Here is a 17,362-nt window from a genome sequence, read left to right as displayed (position 1 = left end):
GTTACTTGGGCTCGAAGGTCCAGACCGTGCCTGCGTCGGTGGCTCCGATGTTCCACCTGACCGCGTCGGAGGAGGTCGCGTGGAGGTACTCGGCGCCCGTGCTCTGGTTGTTGAGGCGGAAGCCTCCGGAGGAGACCGGTTCCAGGGTCCATTGCGCGTCGGCGCCGGTGCCGCCGGAGTTCCAGATGACGGAGTTGTTCGCGGCGACGGCGAGGTTGAACCGGCCGGATCGGACGTTGCGGATCGTCCAGGTGCCGGACGATGTCTGGGTGAGGACCCAGTCCTGGTCGTCGTAGGTGCTGGCGGCGGCGAGGATGACCGCGCCGTTAAGCGTCCGAGTCGAGGTACGTGCCTGTCGCCGTGTTCTTGATCTTGTGTGTGCCGGTCGGCAGACCAGGGTTGCCACCGCCGCCGCCGAGTCCGCTCATGATGGCATTGATGACGCCCTGATGGCTCACCGCCAGAGTGCGTCGGTTGATCAGCCCGAAACCGTATTGTCCGGTTTCTCCGTTGTCCCAGTAGACTGTGGCCGCTCCGTACTTCTTGGCGGTGGACACGACGGCGCGCACGTAGTCCGCACGATACCTGGGGTTCGATGAATCGAACGATGACTTGTCGATCGCACCGTACTCACCGACGACTACCGGGTATCCCCGCACGACGAACTTGTCGTACATCTTCTTCAACTGCGCGTCCAGATAGTCCTCCTGTCCCCAGGTCGACGTCTTTGACGGATCGGTCGATGCTCGTCCCCACTGCGTGATGGTGCCGCTTTCTGCTCCGGCGAAGTCCCACGGGTCGTAGTAGTGAACAGAGATCATGATGCGCTGTTCATTACTGGGGATGGAGGGGGAGCGATATTGGTCGGTCGGCAGCACGAAGCCGTAGTTCCCTGCGGTGTACTCGATGTTCGTGTTCCAGCCGGGAACGAGCAGCCACCTTGAATCGTTGTTCCCGCCGGTCCTCCGGACGGTGTCCACGAAGATCTGGTTGTAGCTGTTGATGTTCGAGTAGCACGGCTGGGTGGGGCGGCCGTATTGACCGTCGAAGTTTTCGTTCATGGACTCCAGGATCAGGCGCTGGTCGTAGTTCTGGAACCTGGTCGCGATCTGTTGCCAGACCTTCTGGTACTTGGCTCTGATCGCCGTCTGGTTGGACGAGTCACAGATCAGCCAGGAGCCGTAGATGGTCTTGTAGCCGTCGCCGTGCATGTTGATCAGCACGTACAGGCCACGGTTGTAGGCGTAGTTGACGACTTCCTGGATCCTGTTCAGCCAGGCGGCGTTGATCGTGTAGTCCGGCCCGGGGCCTATGTGTCGCAGATAGGAGACCGGGATTCGTATTGTTTTGAATCCTGCGGATTTCACCTTGTCGATGAGGGCCTGCGTGATGGTCGGCTGGCCCCATACCGTTTCGCTGGGATATCCGTTGGAGTTGGCCTCCATCTGGTTCCCCAGGTTCCAGCCGGCGCCCATGTCGGCGACGATCTGCGAGGCGTTCAGCTGTGTCGTGGTGTCGGCCGATGCCTGGTTCGTCAGGCCGGCGACAGATGCGGCGACCGACAACATCAGGGCTAGGCAAACTGCTTTGATCTTTCCTGCTGGTGAAACCATGGATATGCCCGTCTCGTTGGTTACTTGGGTTCGAAGGTCCAGACCGTGCCTGCGTCGGGGGCTCCGGTGTTCCACCTGACCGCGCCGGAGGAGGTCGCGTGGAGGTACTCGGTGCCCGTGCTCTGGTTGTTGAGGCGGAAGCCTCCGGAGGAGACCGGTTCCAGATTCCAGAGCGAGTCGGCGGCGACACCGCCGGAGTTCCAGACGACGGCGTTGTTGGCGGCGCTGGCGGCCAGATAGAACCGCCCGGTCCTGACTTGCGCACCGTCCAGGCGCCAGACCCGAGGGCCAGCCGCGCCGACTCGGTCGGGTAGTGGTCCCCTAGCGGGCTTCGCGGTCCGCCGCCTCTGGGTGGTAGCTCTCCGGAGGAGCGAGGTAGCTGGCGGGCAGGCCTCCGGTGTTCACCACGATCTGGTCCACGACCATGCCCGGGTCCACCATCAGCAGGCGCAGCACGTGGTCGCCGGGCGTGGTGACGGTCAGCGAGCCGGTGAGCTTCTCCACGCCCTCGGTGACGTTGCGCGCCCAGACGTCATCGTGCTTGCCCGTGGCGATGGCCTGACCCGACAGCACCACGGCGGGACCGTCGTCGAGGGCGATGGCAAGCCGTCGTTTCCCACGCGCGTCCAGCGACGGCAGGCGGAACACCGTCACCGGGAACGTGCCGGTGCTGGTGAACTGGATCCGGTACGACAGCTCCGGCGAGCGGGTGGTCAGGTCCCCGGTGATGGGAGCCGCGGTCGAAGGCACGGCCTCCACCGCGACCCGCCGCCTGCCGAGTCCTCGCACCGCACGCCAGTCCGCGCCGCCGCGCGGCACGCGGCGGTGGAAGTTCGCCGCGTCGATCGAGACGTAGCCGTGGGCCTCGACGAACCCCGTGGCGCGCGTGCGTGCCTGCTCACCGTCGTTGGTGACCCGCAGCGGCACGGAGGCGCTCCGCCCGGCACCGGTGAACGTCACCGTCGCCTCGTGCCTGCCCACGGGCACCCGCCCCCAGTCGATCGAGACCCACACGCGGACCTGGTCGGTGACGGTGCCGGAGGTCGAGCTCACCTGCACCCACGGCTGACTCGCCGACGCGCGCCACGTGAAGGAGAGGAACCCGGTGTTGAACACGTCCACAAAACGGCGGTCGCGCGGATAGGAGGAGAAGGACAGCGGACGCGAAGCCCCGGTCTCGTTCCCCTCGGCGGCTACGCCCAGCCCCGAGGTGTTCTGTGGCCTCACCCGGACCACGTTCGGGCGGCCCGGTGCCTTGGGGATCTCCGAGGGGTAGGGGTTGACGACGCCGTTCCACTTGCCGCCCGCGATCTCGGTGTTGTAGCGCCGGGTGAGCGCCTCCTCCTCCGCGTGCGCCGCGTGGCACAGGTCCGCGTACCGGTTCACCCCCGCTCCCCGGCCCTGCCGGGCCGCGAGAGCGTTGCAGTCCGCCCAGTAGTACTTGAGGTTCATCAGGTAGGCGCCGTGCACCGGGTACTGGACCAGTTCGTAGAAGGCGTCCTGATAGGCCGGGGGCAGCTGGCGGCCCAGCGCCCGCGTCCGCTCCAGCAGGTTCTGGTAGGCGGCCATCCGCCCGCCCGCCTCGTCGCCGTGGTGGACCAAGGAGATCGAGCCGCGGTCGACGAACTCCGGGCGGCGTTCGGCGGCGAGGCGGTAGAACTCCGTGCGGATGGCGGCGATCTCCCTGCCGTGCTGCCGCCCGAACTGCTGGCCGGCCCACTCGACCAGGAACTCCTCGATGTTGTCGGGGCCCCACCGGTGCACGTCCCAGGCCAGGTCCATGCAGAAGGACAGGCCGGCCTCGATCGACTTGATGTCGCCGACGTTGATGACCCACACGCGGTCGACGCGGTGCTCGTAGGCGCGGCGCAGCTCCTGCCAGACCTTGGTGATCTGGGTGGTGTCCAGCCACAGGTAGCTCTTCGGGGTGCCCCAGTACGAGATGTGGTAGTAGAGCCCGTTGCCGCCCGAGCGCTGCCGCTCCGCGCTGTTGGGCATCTGCCGCATGTTGCCGTGGTTGTCGTCCGGCCAGACCAGGGTGATGTCCTCGGGCACCCGCACGCCCGCGTTGTACAGGTCCAGGACCTCCTTGTAGGGGATGAAGATCTGCGGGCTGGCGGCGGCGCCGACCTCCTCGGCCAGGATGCGGCGCTGGTCGGTGATGATCCGGTTCATCACCGCCACCTTCTCCGGCACCGTCTTCGCGTAGCGGGTCTGGAACGCGGAGTCGTGCAGGCCCCGCATACCGATCGTCCAACAGCTCTCGTAGGCGGCGTTCTGCCGGGCGCGTGCCCTCCAGTACTCGGCGATGACGCCGGGGTTCACCGTGTAGTCGTACTCCGGCAGGCTGCCGTTGGGGTTGCGGTGCGCCTCGGCCCACGGCTGCCACTCGTGGACACCGTTGCGCAGCAGCGCTTCCGGGTGGCTGGAGCCGACGACGATCCCGTACTCGTGGGCGAGCCGGGCGTTCTCCCGATGCTTGTTGAAATAGTCGGAGTACGGGTGCATGGCAGGCCACAGGTAGTTGGCCTTCAACCGGAGCAGCAGCTCGAAGATCTTCTTGTAGGTCTCGGGGCCGATGTTCTTGTCCCGCTCCTGGGTCCGGTGGGACCACGTGGTCAGGTTCTGCTCGTCGTTGATGAAGATGCCCCGGTAGCGGACCGACGGCTCACGGCGCTTGAACGGCCCCGCCTCGACACTCACGGTGGCGCGGCGTTCCACCGGCACGTCGGCCCACCAGTACCACGGCGACACACCGATTCGCTCGGAGGTGTCGTAGATGCCGTAAACCGTGCCGCGCCGGTCGCTGCCCGCGATCACCAGCGCCCGTGCCACGCCGGGCAGTGGACGCTCCACCACCTGTGTCACCGACGCCTCCCACCGGCCCGCCACCTCCGAGGTGTCCAGCCGGCCCTCGGCGATCAGGCGGTCGATGATCGGGCTCGCACCGATGGTGCCGATCAGCACCGCGGTCGCGGACATCCCGGACGTGGTGCGGCGCAGGCGTGGCCGCACGCCGCTGACCCGTTCCAGATCGGCGGCCAGGTCACCCGCGGCGCGTGCGACGGCGGGGTCGTCCGCCTGGTCCACGAACAGGTCCACCGCAGCGCCGTCGTGGACGAGGGTGACCCCGTCCTGCTCGGGCGCGGCCACCGCGATCCCCGGCAGCAGCGGGGCGACCCCGGCGATCGCCATACCGCGCAATAACGACCTGCGCGCCCATCCGCTCGATTCCTTGTTCGACACGGCTCCCAACCTTCCTGCGCAAGGTCCCGGGAAGATGACATGCATATGACAACTGCAGAGATACTGGGTACCCGACGGCGGAGAAGAGGTGATGTGACGCAGATCATGGAAAGCGCTTACTGACCCGTACCGTAGAGCGGGTCCGAGGAGACCGTCAAGCGGCCACCCGGGACTTCCCCCCGATCCCTGCCATCCGAGGGAACTGACCATGCGCTCTCCCCGTCTGCTGGCCGCCGGCCTGCTGATCGCCCCGTTGCTCGCCGACTGCTTCGCAGCCGGCGCACCGGCTCGGACCCGTCGGCCGCCGAGGGCGTGCACGACTGAAAGCGTTTTCCACACCGTCTATTGACATCCGTGCCGGTTGGCGGAAATCTCGCGTTGATTCACGTTGGTTTCAGTGCGGAATTCACCATGGGGCGGTGCGATTTTGTCGAATCGACGGTCGAATAGGTTGAACGGATGGTTGGCACTGATCCTCGGCTGCGTGGTCGCGGCCGGGGTGTGCAGTGCGCCGGGGACGGCGCAGGCCGCGCCGGCGGAGCAGGTGCGGTCCGCCGGGCGGACGGTCGACTTCACCGAGGCGTGGAAGTTCTTCCTGGCCAACAGGACCGGCGCGGACGCGCCGCAGCCGGATGCGAACGATCCGGCGTGGCGTGACACGCGTCTGCCGCACGACTGGAGCATCGGGCTCAACCCCGTGCAGGGGCCGAACACCACCGCGGGCACCGGATTCCTGCCCGGTGGTTTGGGCTGGTACCGCAAGACGTTCACCCTGCCGTCGTCGATGGCGGGCAAGAAGGTGTCGATCGAATTCGACGGCGTCTACATGGATTCCGAGGTGTACCTCAACGGCACGCTCCTCGGCCGCCACCCGTACGGCTACACCGGCTTCGCGTACGACATCAGCTCGCGCGCACACACCGACGGCACACCGAACGTTCTCGCGGTCAAGGTCCGCAACCAGGTGCCCAGCAGCCGGTGGTACTCGGGCAGCGGCATCTACCGCGACGTCCGGCTGATCGTCACCGAGCAGACGCACGTGACGCGCCACGGAATGCAGGTGACGACGCCCAACCTGGCGAACACGATCAATTCCGGCTACGCCACGATGCGCGTGGCGACCACCGCCGTCAGCGAACAGGGCGAGGCCCAGGCCGAGATCGTCTCGACGGTCAAGGACGCGAACGGCCAAGTCGTGGGCACCGGGACAGTTCGTGCCGCGCTGGCCGCGCAACCGCGCACCGCGACCGCCGACGTGCGGATCGACCGGCCGACGCTGTGGTCGGTGGACCGGCCGCGTCTGTACACGGTGGACACCGAGGTCCGCGTCGGCGGCAAGGTCGTGGACACCGTGAGCACGCGCACGGGCATCCGGTACTTCTCCTTCCACCCGAACAACGGCTTCTCGCTCAACGGCGTGGAGATGAAGCTCAAGGGCGTCAACCTCCACCACGACCTCGGCGCGCTCGGCGCCGCGGTCTCGCCGGACGCGGCCGTCCGCCAGTTGCGGATCATGAAGAGCATGGGTGTGAACGCCGTGCGGACCTCGCACAACCCGCCCTCACCGCAGTTCATCCGGGCGTGCGAGGAGTTGGGCCTGCTCCTGCAGGTCGAGGCGTTCGACACCTGGCGTATCTCCAAGGCGAGGTATGACTACGGCCGGTTCTTCGACGTCCACAGCAGCGCCGATCTCCGCGAGATGGTGCACGCTGCCAAGAACTCCCCGTCGGTGGTGATGTGGTCGATCGGCAACGAGATCCCCGACACCACCTCGGCGGCCGGCGTGCCGATCGCCAGGCGGCTCATCGGCGACGTGCGGGCCATCGACACCACCCGCCCGATCGTGATGGGCTCCAACTTCTACCGCCAGGTCCCGTCGGCCGGGTCACCGCAGGACCAGATCCTGAAGATGCTCGACGGGCTGGGCGTGAACTACAACAACTCGTCCTCGATCGACGGGCTGCACGCTCGGTACCCCACCAAGTTCTTCTTCGAGGGCGAGTCGTCGTCCTCCACCTCGACGCGCGGCTACTACCAGGACCCGGAGCAGCTCAACACCGGTGAGAACTACACGCCGGGTAAACGGAACACTTCCTCCTACGACAACAACCTGGCGAGCTGGACCTACAGCGGCGAGTACGGGCTGAAGAAGGACCGCGACCGCAAGTGGTTCGCCGGCCAGTTCCTGTGGACCGGCATCGACTACATCGGTGAGCCGACGCCGTACGACGTGTTCCCGGTGAAGTCGTCGTTCTTCGGCGCGGTGGACACCGCCGGGTTCCCGAAGGACTTCTACCACCTCTTCCGCAGCCAGTGGACCACCGAGCCGATGGTGCACCTGCTGCCGATGAACTGGACCGACCACAAGCCGGGTGAGCCGGTGTCGGTGTGGGCCTACAGCAACGTGGACACCGTCGAGCTGATCCTCAACGGCAAGTCGTTGGGAGAGAAGAAGTTCAACACGAAGACGACCACTTACGGCGCACGGTACCTGGAGACCACCGAGGCGAGCGGGGACGACAAGACGGTCACCTCGGGCCGTTTCCCCGGTAGCTACACCAGTCCCAACGGCAGCGCGGGCAAGCTGCACCTGACGTGGTCGGTGCCCTTCCAGCCGGGACGGCTCGTCGCGGTCGCCAAGCGCGGCGGTGTGGAGGTCGCCAGGGACGAGGTCGTCACGGCGGGCGCGCCGCACGCGATCAGGCTGACGCCCGACCGCAACGCCACCAAAGCCGACGGCAAGTCGCTCACGTTCGTCACCGCGGACGTCGTCGACAGCGCCGGGGTGGTCGTGCCAGGTGCGGACAACCTGATCTCGTTCCAGGTCAGCGGCGGCAGCCTGGCGGGGCTGGACAACGGTCGTCAGGAGAGTGCGGAGAACTACCAGGCGAGCTCGCGCACCGCGTTCAACGGCAAGGCGTTGGCGATGGTCCGATCCGGACAGGAGTCCTCCGCGATCAGGGTCACGGCGCGTGCGCCGGGTCTGCAAACCGGGACCGCGACCGTCATGGCAACCGGTGCCCGACTTGGCGTCGCACCGGCCGTGGGTCCCGTGCCGGAGCCGTCAGCACCGCCGACGGCGGCGGCGGTGACGGCAGACGCGAGCTATTCGGGCGCACCGAACACGATCCCGGCCGCGATGCTCGACGGCAACGCGTCAACGAAGTGGTCGAACTACTACCTCAAGGTCGCCACGGCCTTGCTGCCGGCGGTGAGCCGTGCGCACGCGACGGAGTGGGTGTCGCTGTCCGGTCTGAGCGGCGATTCGATCAGCTCGGTGCAGGCCTCGTTCATCATCGACACGTCGCATTCCCTGCCCGCGACGATCTCGGTGTCCTACTGGGACGGAACGGCGTTCGTGCCGGTCCGCAACGCGAGGGTCGAGTGGGCGACGGAATCCGGCAAACCGACCAAGGTCACGTTCGCTCCCGTGAGCACCAGCCGCATCCGCCTCGACCTGACCAGCCGCGCGCCGGGCACCACACGCGGGTTCCTCGGGATCGCGGAGGTGGCGGTCGGACGTTAGCACTTGACTCTGTCGGGGATCTTGCAGTCGTTGAAGTTCCCCCGCTGAGCTGGACAGCCGATACTGGGACGGTGACAGGCTCAGGGCGGGGCCGAAGGCGTGGAGGTCCAGGACCAGCAGCTCCCTTCGCCGTGGAGCGGCGCCGTTCCCCGGCCTGCCCGGCCCCTCGGCGCCCGCAGGCGCCCCCGACACCCAGGCCGGTACGTCACCGAGGGCGCCCACCTCCGGGTGGGCGCCCTCCCGGTAGACGATCTCGGCGTAGAGAGGGTCCGACCCGCTGTACCAGCAGGAGTCACCCATCGCCACCGGAGCCAGGGGGCTGGCCCGCGGTCAGATCTTCGACCGGGCGGGCCGACTGCTCGTGTCGGTGATGCAGGAGGGTCTGTTCAGACTTGTGTGAAGGGGTGTCAGGCCTCGCCAGGACGGCCTGTCCCGGAGGCTGAGCAGCTGATGGCTCGCCACGACTCGTCCGCCGTCGCAACCAGCCCCGAAGTCGTCGCCCTCGCTCGGCGGGCGGCCCTTCCGAGTGCGATCCGAGGTCCGAACCCGGTGGCCGGCCCGCAGGTGGGTCGACCGACGGAGAATCGCCCGGCATCGGCGCCGGCCGGACGGCCCGGGCCTCGTCCAGCGCGAAGGTGAGGCCGAGCCGGATCCAGAGGATCTCATCCGGATCATCCGCCGTGATCAGCCGCGCGACCACATCCCACGTCGCACCGATGTCGGCCCGTACCGGCACCAGCGCCGGTCGCAGTCTGCGCAGATACGCCCGCTCGTAGGGATCGTCGACGATGTCCGCGAGGTCATCGCCGGGCAGCACCGCAGCCGGCACAGCGGCCCGCTCCCACGGGTCGTCCGACTGCCGCGTCAACTGCCCGACCCTGCGGCTGCGCCAACTCCGCGCCCGCCAGTCCTCCCCGGCGTCCAGCATCGTCCGTAAACCTTTGGGCGTGACACCGGTCAGCAGTGCTGGCTCCTTCTCCGCGAACCTCCGCAGCTCCGCTGCCGGATACAGCCATACGACGGCCCGGTAGCGATTGACATAGAACTTCACGGGACTGAGCAGCCCGACGCGGGCGAGGCGGGTGAAACGCTCGGGGCTGATGCCCATCAGCTGCGCCCCCTCGGCCGTGCCGACCGCCCGCACACGCTCGCGCAGTCCCTCGGGAAAGTCCTCGGCCTGCCTCAGTCGGTCCAGCTCCTGACGCGGCACCCGGCGCCGTCCGGTCCCCGGTGCCGCAACGGTCCGCACCTCCTCGAGCTGGATCGCAAGCTCCAACTCCCCTGGCTTCAGGCCCAACTCCTCGGCCGCCCTGCCGAATGCAACCGTCTCGTTACCGCCCGCGCCCTGCGTCGCGCGCCGTTCCCGAACCGCCATGACGTCCTCCCCCGGCTCCGATCCGTTCACTCTCAGTGACGACCGTAGCGCTGGAGATCCCCGGCCCGCTCCCCCTGTGGATAACTCTCCGACCACGCGGCGGTGATCGACCGTCAGGGCCGCGCACCGGCGGTCAACACGCCGGTGCTCAGCGCTCGCCGGGCGCCCCGCCCTGCCCACGGTCGGCGACTCCCAGATGCTCGCCCACCCGGTTGACGAGCAGCGTCATCTCGTAGGCAATCTGACCGATGTCAGCGTCCGCGGCGCTGAGCACGCAGAGACAACTCCCCTGGCCCGCCGCCGTCACGAACAGCAGCCCGTCCTCGAACTCGACCATCGTCTTCAGCACCCGGCCGGCGCCGAAGTGATGGCCGGAGCCCTTGGCGAGACTGTGCAGCCCCGACGACACCGCGGCGAGGTGCTCCGCGTCCTCTCGCTCGAGCTCTTCGCTCGCTCCCGTCACGAGCCCGTCGTTCGACAGCACCAGCGCATGCCGCACCGACTCGACCCGGTGCGTCAAGTCGTCCAGCAGCCAGTCGAGTCCCCTGCTCGGCGCCATGCGCGCCTCCCCCTTCGGCGTTACCCCGTGCAGCGTTCCGCTCGTGCGGCATCCTGCCGTGCGGCGTTGCCCCCGTACCCGACGTGCCAGCCTGTCCCACCTCGGCAGGATGGGCAACCCGCGCTGCCCGCACCGGCGCCGTACGGCTCGTAGCGGGCGGCGGCCATGGCCCAGGAATGAGACGCCCGGAGAGCTGCCGGCCGTGCCCCCGTACACCGGGCCGTGGCCGAGTCCGGCGTCGCCGACTAGGTCCTGTCCGGTCGATCAGGCCGGGCCTAACTCACCGAGTCGAGCAGCCGGGCGGTGTGCACCCGCCCGGCGTACTCGACCAGTCTGACCAGCACCTCCTTCCCCGAGTCGCGGTCCCGCGCATCGCAGAGCACCACCGGGGTGCCCCGCTCGAGATCCAGGGCGTGCGAGACCTCCTGCGCTCCGAACGCCCGTGCCCCCGCGAAGCAGTTGACGGCCACGACGAAGGGGATCGAGCGGTGCTCGAAGTAGTCGACCGCCGGGAAGCAGTCGTCAAGTCTGCGGGTGTCGGCGAGCACCACCGCGCCCAGTGCCCCGGTCGCCAGCTCGTCCCACAGGAACCAGAAGCGGTCCTGCCCCGGCGTACCGAACAGATACAGCGACAGCCCCGATCGGACGGTGATCCGGCCGAAGTCCATGGCCACAGTGGTTGTGGTCTTCCGCTCGACGCCCGCGATGTCGTCGACGTCCTGCCCGGCTTCGCTCAGCCGTTCCTCGGTGCGGAGCGGCCGGATCTCGCTGACGGATCCGACCAAGGTGGTCTTGCCCACCCCGAATCCGCCCGCCACGAGGATCTTCAGTGCAAGTTCCGGCCCGGCGGCCTGTTCTGCCCCGTCAGAGTGCGCGGAGTCCATCGATCACTTCTCTCAGGATGTTCTCGTCGGGAAGGTGCGCAGGGGATACGGGCATGCTGACGCGTACGCAGCCGAGGTCGAGCAGGTCACCGAGGAGGACCCGGACGACCCCCACCGGGAGGTCGGTGTCAGCGGCCAGATCGGCGACCGACTGGGCCTCGGAGCGACAAAGGTCCAGCAGCGTCCGGTGCTCCGGCCCGAGCCGGGCCGCGTCGGCGGATGCCGCACGGTCGTCCGTGGAGACCAGGGTGATCAGGTCCAAGGGCGCCGTGCATGCCCCGGGCCGGGTCCGGCCACCCGTCAGGGTGTACGGACGGACGAGAGGGCCCGCTTCGTGGTCGTACCAGTGGCTGGAGTATCGCGGCCCGGCGGCGACCGGGCGGCCACCTGTGTCCCAGAGCAGGTCGGACACCGCGGTCCCCATCAGCTCGTCGCCGGTGGCTGCTGCGCCGTGCATCGGGCGGGGGTGTTCAAATGCTCGCCCACGCGCTTCACCAGCCGGGCCATCTCATAGGCGACCAGACCGATGTCGGCGCGCACGGAACTGAGCACCGCGAGGCAGGAACCGTCGCCGGCTGCCGCCACGAACAGGAATCCGCCGTCCATCTCGACCATGGTCTGGCGCACTTGCCCGATCGCGAAGTGGCGGCCCGCGCCCTTGGCGAGGCTGTGGAATCCGGAGGCCACGGCGGCGAGGTGATCCGCGTCCGCGCGCGAGAGGCCGCCGGAGGCGCTCACCGCCAGGCCGTCGACCGACAGCACGACCGCATGCCGTACTTCTTCGATCCGCGTGACCAAGTCGTCCAGCAGCCAGTCGAGCTCGCCGTACTCAGGCATGACGTCGGTCCTGTGAGGCTCGGTCATTCTCGGTCTCCTTCACTTGGCGGGGCGGCGGGACCGCCGCCGCGGACCCATCCGTCGCGATAAGCCGCCATACGGGCCCTGGCCAGTTCCGGGGTGCGCTCCTGCGGCGCCTCTTCGGACGGGGCCGCGTGGGCCTCGGGCTCGGGCGGGGGTGCCTCGCGGAGCTGGGGGGCGAGGCTGGCCTGGCGGACGCGGCGGGGCAGGGGCCCGCCCTCCGAGCTGCTCTCGCCGGGGCCGGGACGCCCGGGAGGCGGGCCAGGAACCTCGGGTTCGGGTACGGTCCGCGGACCAGGGATGGGACGCCGGCCGGCATTCCGACACGGGCCGGGCAAGGCCATGGCGTCGCCTCCCGGGCCGGCCGCCTTCACCGGATCCGCCGTCCGCTCGTCTTCCCTCCGCTGCTGTTGCTTCGGCGATGTCTCCGACGCCCGCAGCAACGGCCTGGGCAACACGACGACGGCGGTGGTGCCGCCGTAGGGTGACGGCCGGAGCGTGACTCTGACTCCGTGCCGCGCGGACAGCCTGTTCACGACGAACAGACCCAGCCGGTCGCTGTCGAAGAGGTCGAGCGCCTCGGACTGGGTGATGCGCCGGTTGGCCTCGGTGAGGGTGTCCTCCCCCATGCCCAGACCGCGGTCCTCGACTTCCAGGGCGTAGCCGTTCCCTACCGGCTCGCCGCCGATCCGGACCTTGGTGTGCGGCGGCGAGAACTGTGCGGCGTTCTCGATGAGTTCTGCCAGCAGATGAGTGAGGTCGGCGACGGCGGAGCCGGCGACGGACGCCTCCGGCAGCGGCAGCAGCTCCACGCGCGCGTAGTCCTCGACCTCCGAGACCGCTGCGCGGACCACGCTGGTCAGGGATACGGGCGTGCGCCAGGCACGTCCCGGCGCCGCGCCCGAGAGGATGATCAGGCTCTCCGCGTAGCGGCGCATACGGGTGGTGAGGTGGTCGAGCCGGAACAGGTCGCCGAGTTCGCCCGGATCCTCGGCTCTCCGCTCCATGCGGTCGAGCAGGGCGAGCTGGCGGTGCACGAGGACCTGGCTGCGCCGGGCGAGGTTGACGAAGACGCCCGCGACTGCGTCGGCGAGATCGGCGCGTTCGACGGCGGCACGCAGCGCCGCCCGGTGGACGCTGCCGAGTGCCTCACCGACCTGGCCGACCTCGTCTTCGGCAGGCGGACCGGCGGGGGCTTCGGCCCGGATGTCGATGTCCTCCCCGGCGCGCAGTTTCCGCATCGCGTGCGGCAGTTCGTGGCGGGCGAGTTCGAGCGCCCGGTTGCGGAGGGCCACGAGCTCGACGACCAGACCGCGGCCGATGCGGACGGAGATGACGAGGGACGCGACGACGGCGGCGAGGCCGAGCAGCACGGCCGCTCCGGCCGGTGAGACGAGTGCACGGGCGAGCGGATCGGTCTGTTCGGCCGCTCGGTGGGCGCCGTTCTCCAAGGCACGGAGGTCACCGCGCAGGGTGTCGTACGGCCGCTCCCACGCGTCGGTCGGCGCAGCCTCTGCTGCCTTGCGTCCCGGGGCGGCGCGCAGCACCCGATCCTCAACGGCGCGCAGGTGAGCGTACGCGCCCCTGTCGGAGAGTTCCTCCCACCGTTCGCGGTCGGCGCCCCGCAGGCCGGCCGCGGCCGCCTCCTCGAAGGTCCGGCGGGCCTCCACGGCGCCCGCGAACCGGCGGTGGCGGTTCGCGTCGAGTGATCCGGTGAGCTGTGCCGAGGTGAGCAGCGCGTTCTCGCGGGCGAGCAGTTCACGGGAGCGCGCAAGCTCCAGCAGCATCCGTCCGTCGGCGGTGCTCCGGACGTCCTGCACCCCCGCGAGCCCGCCCATCGCTTCCAGAGCCGCGTCGATCGCGTCGGTGTACGCGTCGTAGACCTCGTCCCAGTCGGCCCGCCGGTTCTCGATCCGCGTGCGCAGTTCGGCGAGGCCTTCCGCCCTGGTGACGAAGGTATTCACGCCCCGCGCGGCCGCGGTCGGCAGGTCCGCGGCGTCGGCGACGGTGTGCCGACTGCCGAGCCGCAGCCGCCGCAGGGCCCGGTCCGTCGGGCGTGCCGCCTGGGCGAGGTCCGCCGCGCGGCTCGGCGTGGGTGCGGCGAGCTGGCGCACTGCGGCGACTCGCTCCTGCTGCACGGCGTCGACGGCGGCCGCGACCGGAGCCCGGACCTGGGTGTCGACGCGCTGTGCGGCGCGAAGCCGTGCGGCGTCCTGCGCCGTGCCGACGGTGGCCGACGCCCAGAGGGCGAGCAGCGAGACGACAGGCACCATCAGCAGGCAGACGATCTTCGCCCGTACGCTCCGAGGACGTATCCGGTACCAGGAGGCTGCGGTGGAGCGCCGCGCGGCCGAATCGTTGGGCGGATCCGCCTCCTCGGCGGGCGGACGGGCGTGCGCACGTCGTCCGCGCGCCGGGGGCGGGGGCTGCGGCGCTGCGCCGCCCGGTGTACTGCGCGGGTTCGGCATGGCCTCCTCGTTCCGGGTGCTGGGCCCCCGGAACGACCGCCGGGGGACGGGGATGTGCGACGCGTGGGCGGAGACAGGGGCGTACAGACAGGGGCTGGGGCAGGCGGCTCAGGCGGGTTCCTCCGACAGCCGCTGCGCCGACGCGGAGGCAGCACGTTCCCCTGCGGTCGGGGAGAGCGCGACGAACGCCGACGTGAGGAAGAGGTACGAACCGAGGCCGACGGCGAGGGGGAAGATGAACTGCATCGCCGATACCCCGGGCAGGGCGTCGCCGGAGGGCGTGATGCGCACGCTGACCGCGATCATTCCGGTGTAGTGCATGCTGCTGACCGCCACGCCCATGACGAGCGAGGCGACGGCGACCGCGATCGGCGCCTCGATGGTGAGCGCCGCCCACAGCGCGGCTGTCGCGGCCACCACGGCGATCGCGACGGACAGGACGACCAGTCCCGGGTCGTAGCGGACGGAGCCGTGCAGGCGGAGCGCGGCCATGCCGATGTAGTGCATGCTCGCGACGCCCAGGCCCGTAGTCAGCCCGCCGAGTGCAAGCGCCCGGAGGCGATGACGGCCGTACCCGACGGCGAACACTCCGGCGCCGACCACGGCCATGGCCACGACCAGGCTGAGGACGGTGAGCGGGACGTCGTAGCGGATCTCGGTGCCGCTGACGGCGAAGCCGAGCATCGCGACGAAGTGCATCGTCCAGATGCCGGTGCCGATGGCGGAGGCCGCGGTGATCAGCCAGTTGCGCCGGGAGCGCCCGGTGGCGGCGAGGGCTCGCACGGTGCAGCGCAGCCCGAGCGCGGCGCCGATGCACGCCATCGCGTACGACAGCACGGGGGTGAGCCACCCGAAGGCGGCGTGGTCCAGATGTCCCATGGCTCAGGGACGCTAGACCCGATGGGGGCGTGCGCCGGGGGCGCAGTTCGGAACCGCACGCAATTTGACAGCGACGCGCTGCCGAACGATCGGGCTGTGCTCGAGCATGCTCACCGCACGTGTGTTTCGCCGAACGCGTGACGGGCCGGCGGGCGGGACCGCTGCCCGCCAGGGAATCATGGAGGTATGGACGCCGATCACGCTCACACACGGGAGTTCTTCGCAGCCCGGGCCGAGAGCTGGGATGCCCGATTCCCGAACGACGCCCCGGCCTACGCTGCCGCGGTGGCGGACCTCGGCCTCCGGGCCGGCGACACGGTCCTCGACGCCGGCTGCGGCACCGGCCGGGCACTTCCCGCGCTGCGCGAGGCGGTGGGCCCGAACGGGACGGTCCTCGGGGCCGATCTCACCCCGGAGATGCTGACGGCGGCCGTCCACGCCGGCCGCGACCGCAGCGCACGGCTCGTCGTCGCAGACGTCGCCCGGCTGCCGTTGCGGGACGCCTCGCTCGACGCGGTGTTCGCCGCCGGCCTGGTGTCGCATCTGGCGGAGCCGCGCGCCGGGTTGCGCGAACTGGCGCGCGTCGTGCGCCCCGATGGCCGCCTCGCCCTGTTCCACCCCATCGGCAGGGCCGCCCTCGCCGCCCGCCAGGGCCGGCAGATCACCCCGGACGACCTGCGCGCCGAGCCCAACCTCCGCCCACTGCTGGAGACATCGGGCTGGCGCCTGGTCTCGTACACGGACGAGGACACCCGCTTCCTGGCCCTGGCCGTCCGTCGTGAGCGCTCTCGCTCACCGCACTCGATGCAGACCGACTGCACCGGTGCGAGGCACACTTGAACGTTCGCCGATGCGGCGGGGCGACACGGACACGCTCGGCCGCGGACGGGACGCGTTCCCGCGGGCCGTGGCACGGGCGCTCCTCGTCGACGCCTGCCCTTTCGGCTCCAAGGGTGTCCGCCGGGATGGCGGCTCTCACGGTGTTCCCGAACTCTCGACGGAAGGGTTACCCACTGGTTAAGGTGCGGCGACCACAGACCAGGGGAGGTTGGCCGTGCCGGGGACGGATGACGTGGATGACGCGGGGGATGCGCTGTTCGTCCTCACTGCGGTGCTGCTCACGCCGGCGCAGTTCCCGAGCGTGCTCGGCGACGACTACCCGGAGGCGTGCTCGGTGCTCGGCCTCGAGCCGTACGAGCAGGGGTACGGCCTGGTGCTCGGGCAGGACGGCGACGGCGCACGGTGGACGGTGGTCGTCGACGACGTGTCGCTCGTCGCCTGCGCCATCGCGGCCTGGGACTGCGGCATGGAGTACGACTTGTCGCCCGACGAGCGCAGCGTGGTCGCCGCACTGCCCGGGTGGCCGCTCGCCGTGGCTGTCGCCGCGCCCGGTGTGCCCGCTCCGCATGACCCCGTGCCCGACCCGGAGCAGGATGACACCGATCGGCCGCCCCTGAGCCCGCCCGACTCCGACCACTGGGGGCCGGCTCAGCGCCGGCTGGGGGCGGACGAGATCGCTCTGCAATGGGCGATATGGCGGGAGCAGGTCGACGACGGGGTCGAGTTCGTGGCGCCCGGCGAGAAGGCCGAGAGCGACACGTCCGACGGCGGGGTGCGCAGGGTGCTGGCAGAGGCGCGCACATATGTCGACGCGCCCCCGCCGCCCGGCCGCATCCGCTCGTCCTTCGCCTCGGACGGAGCCCGCACCCTGCGTGTCGACGGGCCCGGCTGGAGCATGGTGGCGCGCACGGACGACATCGCGCTCGTCCTCCTCGACGACGAGCCCGGCGAGGTTCTCCCGGTGGGACGGGGTCCTGAACTTCCCGGCCTGCTCAAGGCGCTCGACGCCCTGGCGGTCCGCCCGTCCTGAGGCCGCGCGCCGCGTCGACACGGCGCCGGCACCAGACGCGCCGCGCCGGGCGCCAAGGCGCCGGCCATGCCGCCGGGCACCCGT

At 69.9% G+C, this 17,362-nt stretch carries 12 protein-coding genes and 2 pseudogenes; 4 read left to right on the top strand and 10 right to left on the bottom strand.

The window, feature by feature from the left end:
- Position 1: 1 nt before the first annotated feature.
- The 3 genes from ACTWQI_RS11740 to ACTWQI_RS11730 form a co-directional block, all read right to left on the bottom strand.
- A complete protein-coding gene (locus ACTWQI_RS11740; protein WP_443269756.1) occupies positions 2–406 on the bottom strand; it encodes an RICIN domain-containing protein in 405 nt (134 codons plus the stop codon).
- A complete protein-coding gene (locus ACTWQI_RS11735) occupies positions 327–1,568 on the bottom strand; it encodes a glycoside hydrolase family 5 protein (RefSeq protein ID WP_443269755.1) in 1,242 nt (413 codons plus the stop codon). Before ACTWQI_RS11735 ends, ACTWQI_RS11740 begins: the two co-directional genes overlap by 80 nt.
- A gap of 366 nt (positions 1,569–1,934) precedes the next feature.
- A complete protein-coding gene (locus ACTWQI_RS11730; RefSeq protein WP_443269916.1) occupies positions 1,935–4,808 on the bottom strand; it encodes a glycosyl hydrolase 115 family protein in 2,874 nt (957 codons plus the stop codon).
- Positions 4,809–5,322: 514 nt separating this feature from the next.
- On the opposite strand from ACTWQI_RS11730, the gene ACTWQI_RS11725 reads away from it, so the two are divergent.
- Both ACTWQI_RS11725 and ACTWQI_RS11720 read left to right on the top strand, forming a co-directional pair.
- Positions 5,323–8,385: a glycoside hydrolase family 2 TIM barrel-domain containing protein gene (locus tag ACTWQI_RS11725; protein ID WP_443269754.1), complete on the top strand. Its 3,063-nt coding sequence runs from the start codon at positions 5,323–5,325 to the stop codon at positions 8,383–8,385.
- Between the two features lie 277 nt (positions 8,386–8,662).
- Positions 8,663–8,785, top strand: a pseudogene (locus ACTWQI_RS11720) (acyl-CoA thioesterase II); the annotation flags it as partial.
- 249 nt (positions 8,786–9,034) lie between these two features.
- Here ACTWQI_RS11720 and ACTWQI_RS11715 read toward each other — a convergent pair.
- From ACTWQI_RS11715 to ACTWQI_RS11685, 7 genes and pseudogenes are all read right to left on the bottom strand, one after another.
- Positions 9,035–9,760, bottom strand: a pseudogene (locus ACTWQI_RS11715) (DUF6397 family protein); the annotation flags it as partial.
- A gap of 148 nt (positions 9,761–9,908) precedes the next feature.
- A complete protein-coding gene (locus tag ACTWQI_RS11710; RefSeq protein ID WP_443269753.1) occupies positions 9,909–10,319 on the bottom strand; it encodes a roadblock/LC7 domain-containing protein in 411 nt (136 codons plus the stop codon).
- A 275-nt stretch (positions 10,320–10,594) separates the two neighbouring features.
- Positions 10,595–11,203: a GTP-binding protein gene (locus ACTWQI_RS11705; RefSeq protein ID WP_443269752.1), complete on the bottom strand. Its 609-nt coding sequence runs from the start codon at positions 11,201–11,203 to the stop codon at positions 10,595–10,597.
- On the bottom strand, positions 11,184–11,627 hold the full coding sequence (locus tag ACTWQI_RS11700) for a DUF742 domain-containing protein (protein ID WP_443269915.1): 444 nt from the start codon (positions 11,625–11,627) through the stop codon (positions 11,184–11,186). The genes ACTWQI_RS11705 and ACTWQI_RS11700 overlap by 20 nt, the downstream gene beginning before the upstream one ends.
- Positions 11,627–12,067 (bottom strand): roadblock/LC7 domain-containing protein, encoded by a 441-nt coding sequence (locus tag ACTWQI_RS11695; protein WP_443269751.1) that lies wholly within the window; start codon positions 12,065–12,067, stop codon positions 11,627–11,629. The genes ACTWQI_RS11700 and ACTWQI_RS11695 overlap by 1 nt, the downstream gene beginning before the upstream one ends.
- Positions 12,064–14,529 carry a sensor histidine kinase gene (locus tag ACTWQI_RS11690; RefSeq protein ID WP_443269750.1) on the bottom strand — a complete coding sequence of 822 codons (2,466 nt, stop codon included), beginning with the start codon at positions 14,527–14,529 and terminating at the stop codon, positions 12,064–12,066. Before ACTWQI_RS11690 ends, ACTWQI_RS11695 begins: the two co-directional genes overlap by 4 nt.
- A gap of 108 nt (positions 14,530–14,637) precedes the next feature.
- A complete protein-coding gene (locus ACTWQI_RS11685; protein ID WP_443269749.1) occupies positions 14,638–15,408 on the bottom strand; it encodes an MHYT domain-containing protein in 771 nt (256 codons plus the stop codon).
- 186 nt (positions 15,409–15,594) lie between these two features.
- On the opposite strand from ACTWQI_RS11685, the gene ACTWQI_RS11680 reads away from it, so the two are divergent.
- Both ACTWQI_RS11680 and ACTWQI_RS11675 read left to right on the top strand, forming a co-directional pair.
- Positions 15,595–16,248 carry a class I SAM-dependent methyltransferase gene (locus ACTWQI_RS11680; RefSeq protein ID WP_443269748.1) on the top strand — a complete coding sequence of 218 codons (654 nt, stop codon included), beginning with the start codon at positions 15,595–15,597 and terminating at the stop codon, positions 16,246–16,248.
- A gap of 214 nt (positions 16,249–16,462) precedes the next feature.
- On the top strand, positions 16,463–17,278 hold the full coding sequence (locus ACTWQI_RS11675; RefSeq protein ID WP_443269747.1) for a hypothetical protein: 816 nt from the start codon (positions 16,463–16,465) through the stop codon (positions 17,276–17,278).
- Positions 17,279–17,362 lie beyond the last annotated feature (84 nt).

It is taken from the genome of Streptomyces sp. KR80 (assembly GCF_052245555.1).
In the GTDB taxonomy this organism is placed as follows: Bacteria; Actinomycetota; Actinomycetes; order Streptomycetales; family Streptomycetaceae; genus Streptomyces.
Note: the sequence above shows the minus strand (reverse complement) of the source record. Positions and strands in the feature narration are given on the sequence as shown.